General features: G+C 67.5%; 20 protein-coding genes and 3 pseudogenes. 13 read left to right on the top strand and 10 right to left on the bottom strand.

What is annotated here, in order from left to right; translation table 11 throughout:
• The first annotated feature begins 34 nt into the window (after nucleotides 1-34).
• The 3 genes and pseudogenes from ACWDRB_RS64605 to ACWDRB_RS64595 all read left to right on the top strand — a co-directional run.
• Entirely contained in the window at nucleotides 35-1,093 is a 1,059-nt protein-coding gene (locus ACWDRB_RS64605; RefSeq protein WP_449912022.1) for a tyrosine-type recombinase/integrase, read from the top strand.
• Nucleotides 1,090-2,889 carry a tyrosine-type recombinase/integrase gene (locus ACWDRB_RS64600; RefSeq protein WP_449912021.1) on the top strand — a complete coding sequence of 600 codons (1,800 nt, stop codon included), beginning with the start codon at nucleotides 1,090-1,092 and terminating at the stop codon, nucleotides 2,887-2,889. Before ACWDRB_RS64605 ends, ACWDRB_RS64600 begins: the two co-directional genes overlap by 4 nt.
• 193 nt (nucleotides 2,890-3,082) lie before the next feature.
• Nucleotides 3,083-3,316: pseudogene (locus ACWDRB_RS64595) on the top strand (transposase); the annotation flags it as partial.
• Here ACWDRB_RS64595 and ACWDRB_RS64590 read toward each other — a convergent pair.
• Together ACWDRB_RS64590 and ACWDRB_RS64585 are read right to left on the bottom strand one after the other, a co-directional pair.
• Nucleotides 3,313-3,429, bottom strand: coding sequence for a winged helix-turn-helix domain-containing protein (locus ACWDRB_RS64590; RefSeq protein ID WP_449912020.1), 117 nt, complete (start codon nucleotides 3,427-3,429; stop codon nucleotides 3,313-3,315). The pseudogene ACWDRB_RS64595 and the gene ACWDRB_RS64590 sit on opposite strands and share 4 nt — an antisense overlap.
• A gap of 350 nt (nucleotides 3,430-3,779) precedes the next feature.
• On the bottom strand, nucleotides 3,780-5,579 hold the full coding sequence (locus tag ACWDRB_RS64585; RefSeq protein WP_449912019.1) for a reverse transcriptase domain-containing protein: 1,800 nt from the start codon (nucleotides 5,577-5,579) through the stop codon (nucleotides 3,780-3,782).
• A 354-nt stretch (nucleotides 5,580-5,933) separates the two neighbouring features.
• Here ACWDRB_RS64585 and istA point away from each other — a divergent pair, with 354 nt between their 5' ends.
• The 3 genes from istA to ACWDRB_RS64570 are packed head-to-tail and all read left to right on the top strand — an operon-like array spanning nucleotide 5,934 to nucleotide 8,508.
• Nucleotides 5,934-7,361 carry an IS21 family transposase gene (gene istA, locus ACWDRB_RS64580; RefSeq protein ID WP_449912018.1) on the top strand — a complete coding sequence of 476 codons (1,428 nt, stop codon included), beginning with the start codon at nucleotides 5,934-5,936 and terminating at the stop codon, nucleotides 7,359-7,361.
• Entirely contained in the window at nucleotides 7,361-8,104 is a 744-nt protein-coding gene (locus ACWDRB_RS64575; protein WP_449912017.1) for an ATP-binding protein, read from the top strand. Before istA ends, ACWDRB_RS64575 begins: the two co-directional genes overlap by 1 nt.
• On the top strand, nucleotides 8,101-8,508 hold the full coding sequence (locus ACWDRB_RS64570; protein ID WP_449912016.1) for an Imm10 family immunity protein: 408 nt from the start codon (nucleotides 8,101-8,103) through the stop codon (nucleotides 8,506-8,508). The genes ACWDRB_RS64575 and ACWDRB_RS64570 overlap by 4 nt, the downstream gene beginning before the upstream one ends.
• Here ACWDRB_RS64570 and ACWDRB_RS64565 read toward each other — a convergent pair.
• The 3 genes from ACWDRB_RS64565 to ACWDRB_RS64555 are packed head-to-tail and all read right to left on the bottom strand — an operon-like array spanning nucleotide 8,466 to nucleotide 11,540.
• Entirely contained in the window at nucleotides 8,466-10,148 is a 1,683-nt protein-coding gene (locus ACWDRB_RS64565) for a hypothetical protein (RefSeq protein WP_449912015.1), read from the bottom strand. The genes ACWDRB_RS64570 and ACWDRB_RS64565 overlap by 43 nt on opposite strands.
• A gap of 19 nt (nucleotides 10,149-10,167) precedes the next feature.
• The gene (locus ACWDRB_RS64560) at nucleotides 10,168-10,479 is read right to left on the bottom strand and encodes a helix-turn-helix domain-containing protein (protein ID WP_449912014.1); all 312 of its coding nucleotides are present in this window, start codon (nucleotides 10,477-10,479) and stop codon (nucleotides 10,168-10,170) included.
• A complete protein-coding gene (locus tag ACWDRB_RS64555) occupies nucleotides 10,476-11,540 on the bottom strand; it encodes a tyrosine-type recombinase/integrase (protein WP_449912013.1) in 1,065 nt (354 codons plus the stop codon). The genes ACWDRB_RS64560 and ACWDRB_RS64555 overlap by 4 nt, the downstream gene beginning before the upstream one ends.
• 133 nt (nucleotides 11,541-11,673) lie before the next feature.
• Here ACWDRB_RS64555 and ACWDRB_RS64550 point away from each other — a divergent pair, with 133 nt between their 5' ends.
• Entirely contained in the window at nucleotides 11,674-11,838 is a 165-nt protein-coding gene (locus ACWDRB_RS64550; RefSeq protein WP_449912012.1) for an ATP-binding protein, read from the top strand.
• Between the two features lie 222 nt (nucleotides 11,839-12,060).
• On the opposite strand, the gene ACWDRB_RS64545 is transcribed toward ACWDRB_RS64550, so the two are convergent.
• Both ACWDRB_RS64545 and ACWDRB_RS64540 read right to left on the bottom strand, forming a co-directional pair.
• A complete protein-coding gene (locus ACWDRB_RS64545; RefSeq protein ID WP_449912036.1) occupies nucleotides 12,061-13,050 on the bottom strand; it encodes a DDE-type integrase/transposase/recombinase in 990 nt (329 codons plus the stop codon).
• Nucleotides 13,051-13,082: 32 nt separating this feature from the next.
• Nucleotides 13,083-13,469: a hypothetical protein gene (locus ACWDRB_RS64540; protein ID WP_449912035.1), complete on the bottom strand. Its 387-nt coding sequence runs from the start codon at nucleotides 13,467-13,469 to the stop codon at nucleotides 13,083-13,085.
• On the opposite strand from ACWDRB_RS64540, the gene ACWDRB_RS64535 reads away from it, so the two are divergent.
• A complete protein-coding gene (locus ACWDRB_RS64535; protein WP_449912038.1) occupies nucleotides 13,357-13,833 on the top strand; it encodes a hypothetical protein in 477 nt (158 codons plus the stop codon). The genes ACWDRB_RS64540 and ACWDRB_RS64535 overlap by 113 nt on opposite strands.
• A 6-nt stretch (nucleotides 13,834-13,839) precedes the next feature.
• Here the strand turns inward: ACWDRB_RS64535 and ACWDRB_RS64530 are convergent.
• Nucleotides 13,840-14,616 (bottom strand): annotated as a pseudogene (locus ACWDRB_RS64530) (IS256 family transposase); the annotation flags it as partial.
• Nucleotides 14,617-14,914: 298 nt separating this feature from the next.
• Complete coding sequence (locus tag ACWDRB_RS64525) at nucleotides 14,915-16,393, bottom strand: MFS transporter (RefSeq protein WP_449912011.1); 1,479 nt, start codon at nucleotides 16,391-16,393, stop codon at nucleotides 14,915-14,917.
• A 146-nt stretch (nucleotides 16,394-16,539) separates the two neighbouring features.
• Between ACWDRB_RS64525 and ACWDRB_RS64520 the strand changes: the two genes are divergently transcribed.
• On the top strand, nucleotides 16,540-17,031 hold the full coding sequence (locus ACWDRB_RS64520; protein WP_449912034.1) for a chorismate mutase: 492 nt from the start codon (nucleotides 16,540-16,542) through the stop codon (nucleotides 17,029-17,031).
• Here ACWDRB_RS64520 and ACWDRB_RS64515 read toward each other — a convergent pair.
• Entirely contained in the window at nucleotides 16,952-18,037 is a 1,086-nt protein-coding gene (locus tag ACWDRB_RS64515; protein WP_449912010.1) for an IS630 family transposase, read from the bottom strand. The genes ACWDRB_RS64520 and ACWDRB_RS64515 overlap by 80 nt on opposite strands.
• Before the next feature lie 339 nt (nucleotides 18,038-18,376).
• Between ACWDRB_RS64515 and ACWDRB_RS64510 the strand changes: the two are divergent.
• The 4 genes and pseudogenes from ACWDRB_RS64510 to ACWDRB_RS64495 form a co-directional block, all read left to right on the top strand.
• A pseudogene (locus ACWDRB_RS64510) lies at nucleotides 18,377-18,601 on the top strand (transposase); the annotation flags it as partial.
• A 247-nt stretch (nucleotides 18,602-18,848) separates the two neighbouring features.
• Entirely contained in the window at nucleotides 18,849-19,565 is a 717-nt protein-coding gene (locus tag ACWDRB_RS64505; protein WP_449912037.1) for a hypothetical protein, read from the top strand.
• Complete coding sequence (locus ACWDRB_RS64500; protein ID WP_449912033.1) at nucleotides 19,481-20,023, top strand: transposase; 543 nt, start codon at nucleotides 19,481-19,483, stop codon at nucleotides 20,021-20,023. The genes ACWDRB_RS64505 and ACWDRB_RS64500 overlap by 85 nt, the downstream gene beginning before the upstream one ends.
• Before the next feature lie 143 nt (nucleotides 20,024-20,166).
• A complete protein-coding gene (locus ACWDRB_RS64495; protein ID WP_449912009.1) occupies nucleotides 20,167-20,436 on the top strand; it encodes a hypothetical protein in 270 nt (89 codons plus the stop codon).
• The last annotated feature ends 205 nt before the right edge of the window (nucleotides 20,437-20,641 follow it).

The raw sequence follows: 20,641 nt of genomic DNA, 5'->3' as shown, positions 1-20,641 counted from the left end.
CTGCCGGGTGAGGACCGACAGATGGGGCCAGGTCATGACGGTTCACGCGCGACTACTCGACGGGGAGCATCGGCTGGCTGGCGCTTGGGACGGTATCGAGGCAACGAACGCCTTCTTGGCGCACCTGGCCGCGCGGGCGTTCAGTCTGGCCACGATCCGGGCCTATGCGTTCGACCTGGTGAACTTCGCCCGCTTCCTCATCGAGCAGCCGCTCACCGTTGACGCGGTGACCGCAACGGACGTCTTCGCCTGGATGGATTGGCAGGGCGTCCGTCGTGACAGCGGCGGGAAGGTGGTGCGGTTGGCGCGACGCAGCGCGGCCCCCTCCACGATCAACCGTCGCGTCGCGGCGGTCCGGGCGTTTTTTGAATATCAGGTCATGACCGGAGTCCGTGCAGGCAACCCGGTTCCCGCGCCCCGGCGGGGGCAGGGGCTGCGGCCACAGGCCCGCGGGCTGCTGGGACATCTGGGGCCCGGGCGAGCTCGCGGAGGTGGCCGTCTGGTGCGGCAGCCCCGCCGCCTGCCGGAGTCGCTGCCGAGCGGCGATGTTGAGGCGTTCCTGTCGAGCTTGGGCACGCACCGCGATCGCGCGATGGTGTTGGCGATGCTGCTGGGCGGGCTGCGCTCGGCCGAGGTCCGCGGGCTGAAGCTGGCCGATGTCGACATGGGCGCACGACGGCTGCGCGTGATCGGGAAGGGGAACAAGGAACGCGTGGTCCCGGTCGACGCGGCGTTCTTCGCCGAACTGGCGGCCTATCTGCGCCTGGAACGCCCGCCGCGGTTGGGGACGGCCGAGTGTTTCGTGGTGCTGCGGGGCCCGACGGCGGGCGCGCCGGTGAGTGAGGCCGGGTTGCGCAGCCTGTTTCGCCGTCATCGGCAACTCTCGGGCGCGCTGCGGGTGCGCCCGCACCGGCTGCGGCACACCTACGGCACCGAGTTGGCCGCGGCCGGCATCGACCTGCTGGCATTGCGCGAGCTGATGGGCCACGCCAACCCGGAGACCACCGCCGCTTACGTCCACCTGTCGGTCGAGCAGTTGGCAGCCGAGTACGCCGCCGCCCGCTTCCGCCAGAGCGCAGGTGGCTCGCGATGACCGCCCTCGCTCGCCAAGCCTCCGCCGAGCACAGTCTGCTGAAGGACTACCTGGCCCACGTCGCCGTCCTGGGGCTGGGTCGGAGGGCGGTGCGCGATCGCATCCGAATCGCCCGCGCGTTCCTGGCACGTCACCCCGATCTGGATATCTGGATGGCCGGTCCAGCCGCAGAGCGCCACCTCGAGCTCAAACGAACCGGCGCCTGGCCGCTGATCTGCTACGCGATCGGGACCGGCCGTCTGCGGCTGGACCTGGAGCTGGCCGGGACCAAGCACTTGACCGGGCTGGCCGACGCCATCCAGGCTCGCGATCTCGACGGCTTCGCCACGGTCAGGCAGGCCGGGCTGCGGCTCGGTTGGACGGCTGAGTGGGTGGAGACGGTGCTCGGCGAGTGCCTGGCCGTGCTGCTGGCCTGGCACGGCGGCGTGGTCGCCGAGGTGACCAGCGAGTCGGTGGACGCCTTCGACGCCGCGATCGCCTCGACCATGACCATCCCAGCAAGCTCGCGCCGCGCTTACCGCAACCGGATCGCCGGCGTCCGTCAGATCTTGTTCGAGTCCCGCATGATCGACACACCGCCCCGACGACGGCCCTGGGCGCGCACCCTGGAGCAGCGTTTCGCCCAGGTGCCGATGGCCGACCAGGTCCGCCAGGTGCTGCTGCGCTACGTCGGCACCCGCGCCGCGGTCCTGCGACCCCGATCGGTGGAAAGCCTGATCAACGACCTGCTGCCGTTCGCCGAATACCTCACCGACCGTCATCCCGACGTGACCTCGCTGCGCCAGCTCGAGCGGCACCACATCGAGGGCTACCTCATCTTCAACCGCACCCGGCCATGGCGCGGCCGGCGCGCCGCGGCCGGGGCAGGCCGGACCGTCTCAGCAGCAGTCGCCCAAGCAGCGGCACTCAGCCTGCGCAACATGCTCGACGACATCGCCGCCTGGGGCTGGGCCGAAGCACCCACGCGCCGTCTGATCTTCGCCGCCGACATCCCCAAACTCGACCAGCCGCTGCCCCGGGCGCTGCCGCCCGACATCGATGCCGCCCTGATGAATGCCGTCGCCCGCCTGGACGACGATTTCGCCCGCTTGGCCCTGCCCGTTCTTCGCGGTGCTGGGCTGCGCGTCGGCGAGCTGCTCGACCTGGAGATCGGCAGCATCATCGACTACGGTCCCACCGGGACCTGGCTGAAAGTCCCGCTCGGCAAGCTCGCCACCGAACGCATGGTCCCCCTGGACGCCGACACCCTCGCCGCGCTGGATGAATGGGCCACGCTGCGCGGCGTTCACCGACCGCTGCCGCATCCACGCACCGGAACACCGACCGACTTCCTCTTCACCCAGCACGGCCGCAGACTCGGCGCGACCCGGCTGCGCAACGGCCTGCTCGCCGCCGCCGAACTGGCCGGGCTCCGCGCGCCCGACGGCGACGTGCTCGTCGTCACCCCACATCAGCTCCGCCACACCTGGGCCACCAGCCTGGCCAACGCCGGGATGAGCCTGCAGGCACTGATGGCTCTGCTCGGGCACGTCACCCCGCAGATGACCATTCGCTACGCGACCTTGGCCTCCCCGACGCTGCGCACCGCCTACGACGAGGCGATGGGCAAGATGCGCCGCCAATTCACCCTGACCCCGGCCGGCAAGCCGATCGTCCCGGACAAGGTGACCTGGCTGAACAACGAGATGCTCAAAACCCGCGTCGCTCATGGCTACTGCTCCCGACACGAAGCCGCAGGCGCCTGCCCCTACGCCAACATCTGCGAAACCTGCGACAACTTCGTGACCGGCCCCTAGTTCACTGACGCCCTGCGCAGCCAGCTCACCGATGTTCAAGCACTCCAGGCCGACGCCGGCAATCGCGGTTGGGACAGCGAGGCGGCCCGCCACGCCCGCGTCGCCGATGCACTCACCGACCACATTTCCCGCCTCGAGCGCTGAACCGCGACCTCCTCCACTGCCTTGCCCTGAAGGCCAGGGCCGGTTAAAAGAGCGGCTGAACAAGGAGATCCGCCGCCGCACCGACGTGGTCGGTATCTTCCCGCACCGCGATGCCATCATCCGGCTGGTGGGTGCGGTGCTGGCAGAGCAGCACGATGAGTGGACCGAAGGTCGGCGCTACCTCGGCCTGGAAATCCTCGCCGAGTGCCGTAAGGCCGCCGAGAGAAAGGCGAAAGAAGACGCTGGTGACGTCAATGTGACTAATGATGCTATTGCTGCTTAAATAGGATTTAGATCGCAGAGTGGTCGAATCTCATACACCACGATCTTGGACGCGGCCGCTCGCCGCGTGGGCACTTGCCAGCTCCAGCCCAGCCGGTGCAGCAGATAGTCCACCCCGCTCAGGGTGTAGGGAACCCTCGGCCAGCTGCGCCGGGGTCGGGGACGGGAACGGCGCCCCTGCCATCCACCGCTCCAGCGGCTCTTGGCCGGTCTCGGAGTGCACCCGCCGGTGATAGACGGTCTCCACCCAGGCGGTGAACAGCCGGTTCAGCTGGCCCAGGTCGGACACCTTGGTGCCGCTGGTCTGCCCGTCCGCGGCGATCTCCACGAGGAACTGCTGCCGGACGGAGCGGGTAGGGTCGGCCGAATGGCGAGGTGCCAGCCCCGTGTGGGCTGGTCCTTTTCCGTTCGGCCTCCCTCCGAACCGGGCGGACCCGTTTCCGAGTACCCGGCTCTCCAGCGATCTACTGCGTGAGCGGTGATGCAGGGTGCCCGTGGATCTGGTCGTGGCAGTCGCCGCAAACGATGAGCGCTTTGCGGCGGATCTTCGCCATGACCTGTGCCCATGCGGGCTGCGGCTGACCAGGGCCGCCGAGGTCGGCGAGTCGGCGGATGTGGTGGACTTGGATGCCGTCCGTGCGTCCGCAGAGCTCGCACCTCCCATTGAGCAGCCGGGTGACCAGCTGCCGGTTGGGGTAGGCGGGCCCGGTGTGCTGGCGGTCGGTGAGGACCGCGTTCTTCTGCCGTTTCAGCGGAATGCCGCCAAACCAGGCGACCAGCGCCTTCTTGCCGTCGCGCTCGATACTCGCCTCGAATCGCGTGCGCGGCCCGTGCGGCGTCAGGATCTTGGCCTTGTGAAGGGCCGCCATCTTGGTCACCGTCGAGCGGTGCTTGCTGGCCAGGGTCTTGAGCATCGAGGTCTCCATGACCCACCGGAGCCGGTGGAGCCGGAAGACGTCGCTGGCGAGAAGGTAGTACTGGACGATGCCCCGGTACTCGGCTCCATAGCGAGCGACGATGTTGTAGTCGCTCTCGTTGACCATGGAGTTCCGGCACGCGGGTTTCCCGCGCGATAAGTACGGGACGGACTTGGCCTTGACCACGGAGGCGGGGATCCGCAGGACGATCATGCCGTTGAGAGAGCGACGGTTGCGCTTGTCGGTCCCTCCCGGTCTTCTCGTTCTGCGGTCACTTCCCGCGACCGAGATCTCGTAGCCGAGGAACTTGGCCCGCTGGGTGCGAGCGTGGATGATCAGAGTTTTGTCCGGTGAGAGCTCCAGCTTGAGGTCATCACGCAGGAACCCGGTCAGGCGTCGCTTGATCTCCTCGGCTTCGGCCTTGGGTCCGGCGAACCCGAGCAAGGTGTCGTCGGCGTAGCGGCAGTAGCGCAGCCTGCGGTAATCCGGGTCCCGGGGGTCCTGACTGGGAAGGCTGTGTAGCCGCCGATAGAGCGACCGAACCTCAGGGCGGTCGCCCTTGCGGCGGGCTTTGACGATCTCCCGCTCCACCGCGCGGTACTCCGGGTTCTTGGTCCGGAGTCTGCCTCGGGTGTATTCCGGGATGAGGGTCTTCTCGACGAACTCATCCAGCTTGCTCAGGTAGATGTTCGAAAGGACGGGTGATGCGATCCCGCCCTGGGGAACCCCGCTCAGCGTGGCTCCCCACCGCCAGTCCTCCAGGTATCCGGCTGTCAGCATGTTGCGCAGCAGCCGCAGGAACCGGTTGTCGTGGATCTTCTCCGACAGAATCCCGACCATCACATCATGATCGAAAGACCCGAAGCAGTCGGCGATATCTCCCTCGACGAACCAAGCCGTCCCCAGCCAGGTGTGGGCCACCTCCCGCAACGCGGTATGGCAGCCCCGACCGGGCCGGAACCCGTGGGACCGATCGGAGAACGTCGGCTCGTAATACGCCTCAAGGAGCAGGCGGACCACTTCGCCGACGAGCTTGTCCGACCAGGTCGGCATGCCCAGCGGGCGCGTCTTCCCGTTCTTCTTCGGAATGTGCACCCTGCGGACCGGGCGGAACCGATAGCGCTCGTGACGCATCTCGGTGACGATCCGCTCGATCTTCTTCAACGACATGCCGTCCGCGGTCTCTAGCGTTGACCCCGGCGTCATCGACCCCTTGTTGGCGTAGATGCGGCCGTAGGCCAGCAGATACAACTGCGGATTGAACATCTGCCGATACAGCTCTTCCAACGGCAGGCCACACCTGCCGCGCTCACGCAGGACACCCAGCACCGTTTCGGCGCTCTGCATTACGCATACCTCCCGCTCCTGAGGTGTCCGATCACCTGGCCCCCTTCGCCCTGATTCCGGCTCTCCCGGACTCCTCGGACGGGCGTGACTCCGCCGACTACTACGAGGCCTCCGTCGCCCTAGGACTCGCGTCCCGTAGGCGATCCCACGTTCGTCACGGTCGTACGAATCAGCGTGATTTAGGCGTCCCGTTCGTCTCCTTCAATGCTGTCCGCGTACGACCTCATCTCCCGAACGGGGTACGACCTCACGTCCAGAGGGTCGGCATGTCATTGACGTGTTCGAGCTGAGTTAGTGATCATCCTTCGATCTGTCAGCCGGCAAGCAGACGAGATCGAAGGATGACCACGCTCAATGATCCTGGATTCGAGGGATTGGATGAATATCCGTCGCTTCCGCGCCCTGCATGAAGCGGGCGTGAGTATCGCCGCGATAGCTCGGGAGACCGGGCACGACTGGAAGACCGTTAAGAAGTATCTGCAGGCTGAGGGTGCGGTCCCGCCCTCAGCGCCGTCACGCAAGGGGACCCAGCCGCGCAAGCTCGAGCCGCTGGAAGGCGTGGTGGAGAGCTGGCTGCGGGCCGACATCGGGCTGAAAGCGTCGGTGATCCACGAACGGCTCCAGGCCGAGTACGGCTGGAACGGTCACTACCAGCGGATCAAGATGTTCTGTGCCGAGGCCCGACCCCGTATCCGGGCCGAGCTCGGGCTGAGCCTCGACGACCTGGCCGGGCTGCACCGTCGCTTCGAGGTGACCGCCGGCGCCCAAGCTCAGGTCGACTGGGGCGACGAGGGCGGCATCCTGGCCCACATGGGCATCGCGAAGGTCTACTCCTTCCATATGGTGCTGTCCTACTCACGCGACCCGTTCTGCTGCTTCACCACCAGCATGGACCTGGCCACCTTCTGGGAGTGCCACCGGCGCGCGTTTGACCACTTCGGCGGCGTCCCAGGCGTGATCGTTTACGACCGGACCAAGACCGTCGTCCGTCAGCACGTCGCCCCGGGCAAAGCGGTCCCGCTGCATCCCGAAGCGGTGGCGTTTGCCGGGCACTACGGTTTCGACATCGATGTGCTGGCCGCTCACCGGCCCACCGGGAAGGGCCGCGTCGAGCGGCAGGTCGACATCCTGCGCGATCACGTACTGGCCGGACGGAGCTTCACCTCGATCGGCGAACTGGACGCCGCTTTCGCCGCCTGGGTGCCGATCCGGCGTGGCACGGTGCACCGCACCCATGGCGAGGTCATCGCAACGCGCGCCGCCCGCGATCATGATGCACTCGCAGCCCTGCCCGCCAGCTCCTATCTGGTGGCCGAGCGGCATCTGCGGCGGGTCGGCAAGGACTGCTTGATCTCCTTCGACGGCTGTCTGTATTCCGTTCCCGCCCGCCGGGTGCGCGCCGGCCAGCAGGTGGAGCTCCGCGTCACCGGTAGCGAGGTGACCATCTGCGACCCGGCCGCCCTCAGCGCCGCAGACGCTCTGCTGGCCATCCACCAGCGCGCCACCGTCTCCGGCACGTGGGTCGTCGACCCCAAGCACTGGGACGGCCTGCCCGACGGACACACCCGCGCCACGACCAGCGGTCCCGTCCCCTCCAGCCTCGCCACCGACCAGCCCGTCGACCAGCCCGTCGACCAGCCCGTCGACCAGGACGCGGATGGCCTGGCCGCGCTGCTGAAACGCTCAGCCGCCGCGCAGATCCCCGTCGCCCGGCGCCCGCTGGCCGCCTACGACCTGGCCGCGGGCCTGAACTCCACCCCGATCACCGAAGGACTGAACTGATGTCGCAGCTGGTCACCAACCGCATCAAAGCGCACGCCACCCGGCTCGGGTTGCCCCACCTGGCCGCCAGCGTCGACCAGCTCATCGCCCGCGCCAACGCCGACAAGATGGGCTACCTCGACTTCCTGGACCTGATCCTGGAAGAAGAACACGGCGTCCGCGACGGTCGCCGCTTCCGCGCCGCGCTCAGGTTGTCGAAGCTGCCCCACCACAAGGAGATCACCGAGTTCGACTTCTCTTTCCAGCCCGACCTCGACCCGCGCAAGATCAAGGACCTGGCCGCGCTGTCGTTCATCGAGGCCAAGGCCAACGCCGCCTTCCTGGGGCCGCCTGGGGTGGGCAAGACCATGCTCGCCGTCGGCCTGGCCGTCGCGGCCTGCAAGGCCGGCTTCTCCATCTACTTCACCACGCTGGACGACATGGTCCGCCAGCTCAAAGAGGCCAACGCCATCGGCCGTCTGGCCGCCAAGCTGAAGACCTACACCCGCCCCAACGTCCTGGTCCTGGACGAGGTGGGCTACCTGCCCCTGGAAAGGGACGAAGCCAACCTGGTCTTCCAAGTCATCTCGAAAAGGTATGAAACCGGGACGATCTTGCTGACCAGCAACAAAGCCTTCAGCAAAGCGCACATGTTCGCGCGAATATGTGCGAGGTGCTGCCGAAGCAGCACGGGTTCCTGTCCGGGGATGCCTGGTGAGCGTGGGCGGCGTTGTCGGTCATGGTCGTTACGCTCCTGGTCATGACGATCAGGTTCACTGCCCGGGTTGCGGGCGTCGAGGAAGAAGCCGACGATTGCTTGACGGTGGGTGTCGCCGAGGGTGAAGACGGCGCTGGCATGGTGTTGCTGTTCATGTGTGGTCTGTTCGAGCCTGATGAGCAGGACATTGAGCTTGGGATGGACACCTATTGCCTGGTCACCGCAGGTCAGGGCACCGCTTATGGCGTCGTTGAAGAGGTGACGCTCCGTGAGAGGCTACTGCGCGTCAAGGTGGCTGCCGACAGCCTGGATGCGTTGGGGCTGGACGACCACGAGATCGAGGCGTCCCTGGCTGTCGAGGATGACGTCATCGATCAGCTCCGCGATGGACTGTTGCGTGTTCTGACCTATGGTCGGCCCGAAGCCTGTCCGTCAGTGCTTGAGCTGTGATGCCCACAGGTCTCGCTGTTGGGCGGCCTGGGCAGCCGGCCATCGACGACGTGGTCGGCTAGATAGATCATGATGCCTTCGGGGGTCATCCCGAACGCCGCGGCGACGAGTTTGGCGTCCATGATGTTGACCAGATCGATCAGGCGGGTGGAGCGAAGCATCCGCGGTGAGATGCCGGCCGGATCCAGGATGTGGCTGACATAAGCGACGGAGGCCGGGTTCCGGCCCGCTTTGGTGCCCTTGGTGACCATCAGATGCGGGTTGCTGGTGCGCTGGGTCTCGCGGTGGGCCATGCACCGCTGCACGATGCTCCAGCTGACCGGATCCAGGGGCACGAGGTGGGGGCGTTGCCCGAGACGGATGGCACGGTTGGCGGGATCGATGCCGTCCAGGCGCAGGTGGCGGACCTCAGCGCTGGAGGCGCCGTGCAACAGAGACAGGATGCCCAGCAGAGCCTCGTGCGGGTGGACCGCCGGGTCGGTGATCCATCTTTGGAAGAGGCGTCTCTGCTGGTCGAGGGTGAGAGTCTTGCCGATGAAGCCCTTGGCCGCCTTCGCCGACAGCCCGCTGGTGGGATCGATGAGAATCATCTTGTGGCTCTTGGCGAAGCGGAAGAACTGCCGGGCGATCTGCAACCGCCGAGGACGGTTCTTCGGCTGGGCAGCCAAGAACGTCTCGATATCGTGCACCTCGACCAGGGCCCAGTCCTGCTTCCCTCGCGCGCAGATGTGCTGAGCCAGATCGCGCACGGTGGACAGCTTGATGTCGAGGGTGACGTCGGCACGGGGCAGCGTCCCGGCCCGGCGGGCGCGCTCGCGTGAGCGCAGCAGAAAGGTGTTGAAGGCCTCCGCCCCGGGCCGCAAGGGCTCAGGGACGGCGTCGATCCGGCGGCGACGGCGTTCAGAGGCCAGCCGTTCGGCGTGATCGGTGGCCAGTGCCAGCCCGCGTTCGATGAAGAAGATCTCCAGCCCTCGGGCCAATGGCCCCATCGAGCGGCCGGGCAAGCGAGCCCGTTCCAGCAGGGCTTGGGGATGGTTGGGATGCTCGTCGTCCAGTAGCCGTCCCATCTGGCCGATCAGGACGCAGGCCCGAGCCGGAGAGTGACCGGCGGCCAGGTGGCCGATGAGCTCGCCGAGCCAGGGCGGCGGGTCCGCCAGCCGGGCGATGAGGTTCTCGCCGGCGACGAAGGGCCGTTCCAGGCGGCGCTGCCAGCAGGCCGAGCACAGTCCGTGGCCGGCATGCGGGCGAAGTTGACCGCAGTCGTCGCAGACGCGCGGCGGGTCCTTCGCCTGGCGAGGACGTGAACAGGTCCCGCACCAGCCGGTGGCTTCGCGCAGATAGCCCGGGCGGCCGCAGCGCGGGCACGGTTGTTGCGCCGCCCGCTGCCGAGCCTGGCGGGTGCAGTCCCGGCACAGCGTCGCCTTCGGCGAGCGGACGGGATGCCCGCACTCGGTGCAGACACGCGAGCACGTGATGCACCGGCCGGTGTCGGCCTGCAGCACCCGCTGCTTGCCACAGACCGGACAGGACGCCTTGGCGGCCGCTTCATTGAGCTGCCTTAGGCAGCGGCAGCAGTGCCGGCGGCCGATGATGCCGACCGGGCCACCACAGTCCACGCAGTCGCGTTGCCGTTTTCCCATCGCCGTCCTCCGCGCTCGGTCACAGCGGTGGCATGGAACGGCCTCCGCTGGAGGCGGCCTTGGGCTCGGCTACCGGCTGTGGCGGCCGGACTGGTTGCTCGACGGGGGTGGTGTCCACCTCGAACAGGTCGTTGGGGCTGCACTCCAGCGCGGTGCACAACGCGGCCAGGGTGGACAGCTTCACCTGCGTGGGCTCCTTGGTCAGCAGTGCCGACACCGACGCTGCCGACAGCTCCAGCCCGGCCTTGTCGGCCAGCAGCCGCCGCAGCTGAGCGCCGGTCCACACCTCGCGTTGCGCGGCGGCCATCCGCAGTTTCCACCTGATCTTCATGCAGTCGGGTCTCCCTGTCCGGTCAACTCACCCAGCGTGCTGGTCACCGCCCGGCGATAGGCATCTTCAATGAAGGTGGCCGACGGCCGGACATACCGCATCGTCGAGCTCACCGTCCAGTGCCCAAGCAACTGCTGGATGGCCACCAGGTCCACGCCGCGCTCGTAGTTGTGGGTGGCACACGCCCGACGCAGCGCATGCGGGCTGAACCACTCGGCCTGCGGCCGCCCCTCCAACTGCATGAGATAGCGCAGCCGGTTACGGATCGTGCCGCGATGCAGCGCCCCACCGGACTCGTCAGCGAACAGCACCGGCGAATTGGGGAAACGGCCGCGCACGTCCTTGAGAAACCAGCGCAGCACCAGGTCCAGCCCGTCCAGCATGGGCACCCACCGCGGCCGCGGCCCCGAGGTGCGGGCGCCCTTGCCGAAGCGGACATGCAGCTTGCCGAACGGGCCCCGGGTGAAGTGCACGTCCGACCGGTCCAGCAGCGCGGCCTCCTCCGACCGCAGCCCAACGTGATACAGGGTGCGAAACAGCGCGTAATCCCGCGCCGCCGGCGCGTACTTGCGGGCGGTAGCGATCCGGTCCTTGAGAAAGTCGAAGAAGCCGCTCACCCGCTCCGGCGTCGGCGGCGGCAGCTCGGCCGGCGAGTCATCGCCGACATGCCGGGAGGCGTTGAACTCATCCACCGGGCAGACCAGCCGCACCCCGAAAGCGGCCTCGATCTCGGCAGCTTTGCGCACCTGCAGGAACCGGTGAAAGCCCTTGAAGATCTGCACATACTCACGCCGCGTCGAGGCCGCGCGACCGGCCACCGCCAGGTCACCGACCACGCGATCGATGTCTTCCGGGGTGACCTCCCAAGCCGGACGACCCAGCGCGGCCAGGGTCCGCTCCAGCAGCCCGGTGTCGTTCTCGATGGTCACCGGGCTGAACCCGCGAGCCGTCCACGAGGCCACGAACGCCTCGACGCATCGCGCCTGATACTCCATCGGGTCACTGGCCAGAGGCTCGAGCGGGAGCGCCCCGCCCTCCAGCACCCGCAGTCGAGACCGCACCACCGGCACACCTTCCTCGCACCGGAAGAATGAAGGCAGCGCCTAACATACGCCTCTAGCGCCTCACGAATCAGAGAAACGAGAAAGAACCCCGGAGCCCCAGCTAACAGGCGGAATCCTCCGACAGGAACATGTGCCACCCCCAGATGAGTGGGGAAGCGTGTTCGGAGACGACGTCCTGGCCACCGCAATCTTGGATCGGCTCCTGCACCACTGCGAGGTCGTCTCCATTAACGGGCCAAGCTACCGACTGAAGAACCGGCTCACCACCATCAAGGGAGGTTCAGAAGTGGCATGATCAGCCCAGCCGAACTCAGGACGTGAGGTCGTACGCGACTCGCCAGATGAGGTCGTACCCGGACAAATGCCCTCACTGGGCATCGCTCCATGGCCCCGGAGGTTGCACGATGCATGGTTCCAACACGCTGCAGGGCTGGCGCCGGTTTCAGACGTCTTTCCGGCGGATGCGAACTTCCATCTTCTGGAGACTGGGATTCAGGCACGTTTAGCTTTCGCCATGTCACGCGGGTCCCCCAGAGCACCGCCCCTGACGCTGGGCCCGATCTCTGGTTTCCTGGCATGCTCTTGTCCCCGTAAGCCTTTCGGCGCTGGGTAAGCCATCAGACCCAGGAACCTCCCTCCGAGTTCCTCCCGGATGATCCGGGGATACGACCGTGCGCCTCGTGGCGCACAAGAACCTCTCGATCTTCCCTCTGCCCTCCGGCTGTCCCGGACCCGAGTGGATGATCTTCACGCCGAGCCGAGCAGCCGCCCGCTTCAAGGCGATGTCAACGAAGGCGGACCCGTTATCGACATAGATCGACTCCGGGACGCCGCGGGCGGCCAGCGCCGGGCGCAGCGCCGCGGCCAGTCGGACGGTGTCCTCGAAGTACCCCCACCGGTGCCCGACGATCGCCCGGCTGTGATCGTCGATGAAGGCGAACAAGAACGTCTTGCGGCCGGCGACCTTGGGCCCGTGCAAGGCGTCGCCGGTCCAGATCTCGTTCGGCCGCAGCGCCTCGAACCGGCCGAAGGCCTGCGGCGGCTGCCCATCCGGGCGCGTGACCAACTCCAGGCGCTCGAAGTGACGCAGCAGCATGCGCGCCGACGGTGACCAGCCTGAGGTCTGGCGCAGGATCCGGACGATTTGCGCGGCGGTCCGTTCCGGCTTCTCCCGCTTCAGCGCGGCGCCGAGCTCGAGCATCTCGGTCGGGACGCGCGGTGTCGGCTTGCGGGTCGGCGGCACCAGCGCGTCGAATCCGTCGGTGCGCCAGGCGCGGATCCACCGGTCCAGACTGGCACGCGAGACCACGATTGGCTCGCCGAAAGGGCCCTCGTGGGTGGTCTCGGAGATCTGCCGGACCAGCCTGCCCCGCTGCCGGGTGGTCAACGACGAATCGGCGGCCTCCCTGATCAGCTGATAGCGCCAGAGCGCGACGGTCTGCGCGCGTTCGGCCCGCCGCCTGGCTTCCTCATCCGCCTTGGACACGGTGCGTTTCCTCCTCGACACGTTCGGCAAAGATCGGGTCGAGGCTGACGTACTTACCAGGCCGCCCCCAAGGGGCAGCTCGTGTTGATCGATTCCGGGTTCCATGATGGCGCCAGCAGGCAGCCGCCCGACACCGCGCAGGCCACCGGCCAGATCGGCAACGTGCCCACGAACGCCTCGCCCCGCTCGCCACCTGGCTCTGCCGCGGCAAGACGGCCCAGGGCCACTCGCGCCAGTGCCACGATCGCTGACAGCGCGTCGCGCAACGGCGTTCCGGCAGCGGCCGGCAGGATCGTGGGCTCGGCCAGGAACGCCACCAGCAGCGCGGTGAACGCCGCCCGCAGCCGCTCGGCTCTGGAGGAGAACCGGCGCAGCCAGCCGCGCACCGTATCGACCGGCCGGTCCAGCTCCTCAGCGATCCGCCGATGCCCCCACCCCACCGCCGCAGCCTCCACCGCCGCGCCGACCACCATCGAGCAACGGCGCCACCGCCAACGCGGCGGCTCACGTCAGCTGGGCACCCGCGGCGGAGTCTTCCGCCAGAAGATCACCGACGGCGACCGCATCCTCGCCACGATCATCTACCGGCGCCGCATCTGCAGCCTCAATACCCTTGCTGAGCTGTTCGGCATCAGTCGCAGCACGCTCTGGAACGCCATCAACGATGTCCAGCCAATCATGGACGTCCGCGGCATCGACATCGTCCCCGCCCAACAGCGCTTCACCACACCCCAAGAACTGCTCGACTCGGTCACCGCCGACCCCACTCCTGCTTCAAGCAGCCAGAGTGAACCGCCATGTTGATTCCTTACGACTTCGGTGCACCACGCACGTCTGGACGACCGCCTGGGGCCAGACCTGCTCGATGACCTGCGGCAGTCCTTTGAGACCGTCGCAGACCACCATCAGCGCATCCGCCACGCCGCGGTTCTTGATCTCGGTCAGTACGTGCAGCCAGAACTTCGCGCCCTCACCACCGTCGCCCGCCCACAGCCCGAGGATGTCGCGCTCGCCATCGACGGTGATCGCCATCGCCACGTAGATCGGCCGGTTGGCCACCTGGCCGTCGCGCAGCTTCACATGGATCGCATTGATGAAGACCACCGGGTAAACCCGGGCCGAGCGGCCGGTTCTTCCACTCGGCCATCCCGTCCAGCACCTTGTCGGTGATGGTGGAGATGGTCTGCCTGGACACCTCGGCGCCGTAGACCTCGGCCAGGTGGGCGGAGATCTCCCCGGTGGTCAGACCCTTGGCGGCCAGCGAGATGACCATCTCATCCACCCCGGACAGCCGCCGCTGCCGCTTACGCACGATCTTCGGCTCAAAGCTGCCGTCCCGATCTCGCGGCACGCTGATCTCGACCGGCCGACATCGGTGATGACCGTCTTGGAGCGGGCGCCCTTGCGGGTGTTCGTCGTCTCGCCGCCGGAGCGTTGATGCTTGTCATAGCCGAGATGGTCGGTGATCTCGGCCTCGAGAGCGGACTCCAGCACCAGCTTGGTCAGCCGGCCGAGCAGCCCGTTTTCACCCACCAGTTCCACGCCTTCGGAGCGGGCCTGGTCGACCAGCCGGGCTTGTTCGATCATGAGAGCTTCCCGTCAAGAGGAGTGGAACATCCGGAAGTGGTGCCCGAGGAACCGCAGGGTTTTGGGCGGTTCCTCGCCCCCGTGCAGCTTCTCGGGCCCGGACCAGCACGGGGCCGTCCGATATAACGCCGCGCCTGGACGGCCGCTGGTAAACCGGCGAGAGCGTCCGCCCGCATCTGGCACCTGACGGTGACGAACGGCCTATCGTCCCACACGTCGGCTCGAAACGGCGCTCATCGACCGCGCGTACGGCTCCATGCCGTACGCGCAGACAAAGCTGGTGATTCCTATGTGCATGTCACTCCGGTTTTCCCGACTTCACCCAGCGGGCGAAGAACTCGATCCGTTCCTGCGGCCAGGCGCCATCACACGGCATCGTGCCCTCCCGCAGCCGGTCCAAGATGGCCTCGGCATGGTGCGAGACGTCCTCGCACGACCATAGGTCGAAGGCGAAGGACATCGAGCGGCGATCCTGAGGACGGAATAGCTGCTTGATATGGGCCTCGAAGCTCAGCGGCTCCTCGGGGGCAGGAAGGCGCAGCGGCGGCCGCGAGTCCGACCGGGAGCTCTCTCGCCGGCAGGTGACACGCGTTCGATCGATGGCTGATCGACAAGTAGTGAGGCAGGCCACCAGAATGCCCAGGGCCGCGAAGACCGCGACCACATCGCCGGGGCGGAGCACCTCGGCGAGCGGGCCGCTGGCAAGGATGCCCAGCCCCTGCGCCGCGATCAGGCCGCTCACCGCCAGCCCCACGACCTGCCCGCGTTGGTCCTCCGGCACGCTCGGCATGAACGCCGGCTGGATGAGGATCAGATAGGACGACAGCAGCCCGCACAACCCAAGCAGCACCAGCGCCACCGGCAACCCGGGCGCGAGCGCGAACCCGAGCAGCGGCAAGCCGGTCGCTACGGCCAGCGGCGCCATCAGCCGCTGCCTCCGCTGCGGCGGGACGAACCGGGTAATGAGGAACGCTCCGACCGCCGCGCAGACCGGGTCAGCTGCCATGAGCAGCCCGATCGCCGCGGGCCCTGCCCCGATCTGGGCGGCGTACGGCCCGGCTAGCCCCTCGGGCACGACGAAGAACCCATACAGCCAGTACAGAACGAACAGGTAGCGCAGCCGAGCATCACCCCGTACCAGGCCGAATCCCCGCCAGACCCGCCGCGCCGCGCCATCTCGCGCCACCGCCGGTCGCCAGCTTAGGAACACACGGATGAGCGCCGCCGACACCAGGAACGTGGCAGCATCGACGGCGAACGCCGCGTGCGGCCCGAGGATGCCGACCAGCACCCCGCCCCCGCTGAATCCCGCGAGCTGCACGGCCTGGTTGACCGTACCCGTCAGACCCATGGCCACCGGGTAGCGGTCGCCGGCCAGGATGACTGGCATCGTGGCGAGCCTGGCGGCCTCGAACGGCGCGTTCAGCATCACGACGCAGATCACCAACCCGCCAAGCACGGGCAGCGGCAGGCCCGGCCAGGCCATCACCGCAACGAGTATGGCCCGCAGCAGGTCAGCGGTCACCATGACCGACCGCCTGGCATAGCGATCGGCCAGTCCCGCCAGGAGCGGACCGCTCACCAGCTCTGGGAGGAAGGTGAGGGCATAGGTGAGCGTGGTGAGGGCGGCGGAGCCGGTCCGCTGGAGCACCAAGACGGCGAGTGCCACGCGGGCGAGCTGATCGCCCACTTGAGAGCCACCGTGGGCGATCAGCAGCGCGCGAAACTCACCGACCTCCAGCACCTCCCGGAGGGTTGCCTGCTGGCTGGAAGTCATGGGTCCGGTTCAGCCTCCTCGGTTTCGCATGTTCACACCTCCCTTCCATGGGGATTTTTCGATTCTGGCAGAACGCGCTTTCGCGGGCCTGGCGCCGTCCTGTCGCATGAGGCGCGGTGAGTTTTGTCGAGGAGGCGTTCCGGTCCATGGAAGATTCGTTTGCGCGAAAGGAGCTCGAGCGGCTTCGGGGCAGCATCGACAACCTCCACGCGCCGTTGGTTCACCTGCTGGCCGAGCGGTTCAAGTGCACCCAGGAAGTCGGCCGGCTCAAGGCGCAGTACCGGCTGCCGCCGGCGGACCCGGAACGCGAGGCGCGCCAGATCCAGCGGCCACATGTTCAGGGGCGACAGCGACATGTCCCCGCTGTGGGCAGGCATCGACCCGGGTTCATAGCCGATACGAGCGCGTGCTTTCCAATGTCCGCTCGGGGTCGCGGGATGGCGATCAGTTTGCAGTCCGGCGCTTCATCTGTGGCAACGCGCCACGTCGGCGCAAGAGGTTCCTTCGAGCAGGTCGCCGACGTGACCTTTGCCCGGCCGGGGATGAGGCATATCCCACCTAGTGAGCCGGTTTTGAGATTTGGTCGCAGTAGCGGCAGATGCGGTCGAGGATCTGGTCGGCGGTCTTGGTCCACCTGAACGGCTTGGCGTCCTCGTTCCAGACCTTGATCCACTCCTCCAACGCGGCCTTGAGAGCGTCCAGGGAGCAGAAGTTGCCCCGCTCCAGACAGCGGCGTTCCAGTTCGGCGAACCAGCGTTCGACCTGGTTGATCCAGGAGGAGTAGGTCGGGGTGAAGTGCAGCACGAAGCGTGGGTGGGCCAGCAGCCAGGCGTGCACCACCGGCGCCTTGTGGGTGGACAGGTTGTCGCAGATGAGATGGACCGCCAGGCCCGGTTCGACCTGGCGGTCGATCTCGTCCAGGAAGTCGCGGAAGTCGACGGCGCGGTGACGGGCCGACAGCTTGCCGATCACCGTGCCGGTGGCGGTGTTGAGCGCGGCGAACAGATCGACGGTGCCGTGCCGGACGTAGTCGAAGCTGCGCCGCTCGGGCACGCCGGGCAGCATGGGCAGTACCGGAGCGCTCCGCTGCAACGCTTGGATCTGCGGTTTCTCATCGACGGCGAACACCGCGGCATGGGCCGGCGGGGCCAGATACAGCCCGACCGCGTCCCGGATCTTGTCGATCAGCAGCGGATCAGTGGAAATCTTGAAGTCCTCGGTGCGCCAGGGCTTCAGCCCGAACGCCCGCCAGATGTGCAGCACGCTGCTCGCGGAGATGCCCACCTTGCGGGCCAGTTCCCGCTTGGACCAGTGCGTGGATCCGGCCGGCACCTCTTCCAGGGTGCGTACCACCACCTCCTCCACCTGGGCATCGGTGATGGTGCGCGGCACCCCCGGCCGCGGCTCATCGCTCAGACCGTCCAGCTGGCGGGTCAGGAACCGGCTGCGCCAGCGGGCCACCGTCTTACGGTCCAGCCGCAGCCGGGCCGCCACCGCCACGTTCCCGCCACCCTCGGCACAGGCCAGCACGATCCGCGCCCGCATCGCCAGCCCCTGAGCAGTCGAGCGACGCCGGGCCCAGCCCGTCAACGTCCGCCGCTCTGCCTCGGATAACACCCCCGGCTCGAGCCTGCTGTCTGCCATCTCTCCAGCAGCCCTCAGCAGCCAGACATCGTCACCACCGCTCAGGCGAATTGAAACGGAACGCACCTCACGTGGCGTCCCTGATACTCACGACCGGCTCACTAGCATCACAAGGACGTCGCGCGGTTCCTAAGCTTGACTCTGTCGGGAATCTTGAAAACATCCGGCATGTCGCGAAGGGCGACTGATCAGTAACTGTGAGGCTTCTGGGGTCGGCGAAGTCGGTCATTCCCCCGAGGTGGTCAGGTGTCTCCACCGGTTCGTCCCCGGTCCGCGCCGGAGGTCCCGGAGCTCACCGCCCGGGTAGCACGAGCGAGTAATCCCCATGGCACCCCGGCCATGTGGATCCGCGATCGGCTGGACGGGTTATGGAGCGATGAGGACTTCGCGCAGTGGTATCCCCGCGACGGCCGGCCGGGACTCCCACCCGCCCAGCTGGCCACGGTGAGCGTGCTGCAATTCGTGCTGGACCTTTCCGACCGCGATGCCGCCGAGGCCGTGCGCTGTCGCATCGACTTCAAGTACGCGCTCGGCCTCGAACTGGACGACCCCGGCTTCCACCACAGCGTGCTCGGTGACTTCCGTGACCGCCTGCTGCAGGACGGGCGGGCGGACCGGCTTCTCGATCTGGCCCTGGCCCGTCTGAAGGAGGCCGGACTGGTCCGCGAGCGGACCACCCAGCGCACCGATTCCACCCATGTCCTGGCCGCCGTGCGTGACCTGACCCGCCTGGAGCTGGTCACCGAGGCCATGCGCGCAGCCCTGGAGGAACTGGCCCGCACTGCCGCTCACGCGCTGAACGGCTTGATCGATGAGGTCGTACCCGGACAACTGGGGACGCCGCTACGGCCGGCAGGTCCGCCTGGGCAAGAACCCCACCCGGCCCAAGACCAGGATCAACACCACCGGGGCAGATGCCCGTCGCCTGCTGGAACACCTGAGCCGAAACCATCCCGGCCTGCCGGGCGGCCCCCAGGTGCAGGCCCTGCGACAGATCCTGGTGCAGAACTCCTACTGCGACTCCACCGGGCGGCTGCGCCGGCGTGACGATGACGACGATAGCGGTCTGCCGCCCTCGGCCAAGCGGATCATCTCGCCCTACGACCTGACGGCCCGCTATGCGCGTCGGGGGCAGGTCACCCGTTGGCAGGGGTTCCTCGCGCACGTGACCGAGACCTGCTCCGGCGACGGCCCCAATGTGATCACGGACGTGGTCACCATGCCCGCGACCAGCGCTGACACCGAGGTCCTGCCCGGTATCCATCCCCGGCTGGAACGCCGGGGCCTACGGCCCGAGCAGCACCTGGTCGACGGTGGCTACACCTCCTGGTCCACCTCGAACAGGCCGAACGCGAACACCAGATCACCGTGGTCGGACCGCTTCCAGGCAACCCCACCCACCAAAACCGCCAGGGTGAGGGTTTCGCCCGCGACGACTTTCGCATCGACTTCGACCGCCAGGAAGTCACCTGCCCGCAGGGCCAGGTCAGCAAGGGCTGGCACGGCCCTTATCCGACATCCTCGCTGACCGCCGCTCTGTTGATCGTGGCCCGCTTCACCAAGGGCCAGTGCCAACCCTGCCCGGTCCGAGCCAAGTGCACCACCTCCCGCGACGGTGCGCGCAACGTGGGCTTTCCTCCGCGAGAGCTACACGAACTGCAGCTGCGCAACCGCGCGGAGCAGCGAGAAGTGGAGCAGCGAGAACCGGACTGGCGCAAGCGCTACGCGGTGCGTTCCGGCATCGAGGCCACCATCTGCGAGTTCGCCCACGGCCATGGCATGCGCCGCTGCCGCTACCGCTACCGCTACCGCGGGCAGGCCAAGGCCCACCTGCAACACGTGTTCACCGCCATCGCCGTCAACGTCGAACGCCTCAGCCGGCACCCTCCTGGGGAAAGCGCGCCCCCACGACCGCCGATAGCCTTCCAGGACTACCTCGACCAGCAAAGCATCCCGCGCTTGCGTTCCTGGCGAGCCGCCAGCTGACCCGACAGCGAACAAGATCCCCGACAGAGTCAAGCTAAGGTGCGCCCACCCGCGCCGCCGCGACAGGTACGCGAAAGCGCGACGTTAGGGGCCTGGGCCACAATCATCGCATCAACCCCCAGTCTCACCTGAGGAGAACCTCCATGGCCCGTACGTGGAAACTCGCGTTGGCCGGTGTCACCACCGCGACCGCGATGCTCGCCCTCACCCCACCGGTCGCGAGCGCCTCCGCCACCGGCACGCCGGCCGCGGCGACGACGAGCGGTACCAACAAGTACTACGACCAGATCGAGTGCAACCACGCCTGGGACTCGTACCGGCTGTGGGGCTTCCGCGTCTACCCGGAGAACGGCTGCGGCCTGGGCAACTTCGAGGAAGGCCAGCGCTGGTTCTTCAACTGGTACTACGGCTGAGAAGATGTGGACGCTCCCCCCGGCGGGGGAGCGTCCACATCTCGACTACTCGACCTGATCGGCAGCTCGTAGATCTCGGTGGTCGATCACGCTGAGGCTGTAACCCCCCGGCCCTAGACGAGTAAGTCCGAAGTTCTTGGGCGGTAGCCACCAATGGGGAAGGGCCTCGTTGATCGTTTTGTGACGAACGACATCGAGACCCTTC

The organism is Nonomuraea sp. NPDC003707 (genome assembly GCF_053587055.1).
This window is presented reverse-complemented; position numbering and strand designations above follow the sequence as displayed.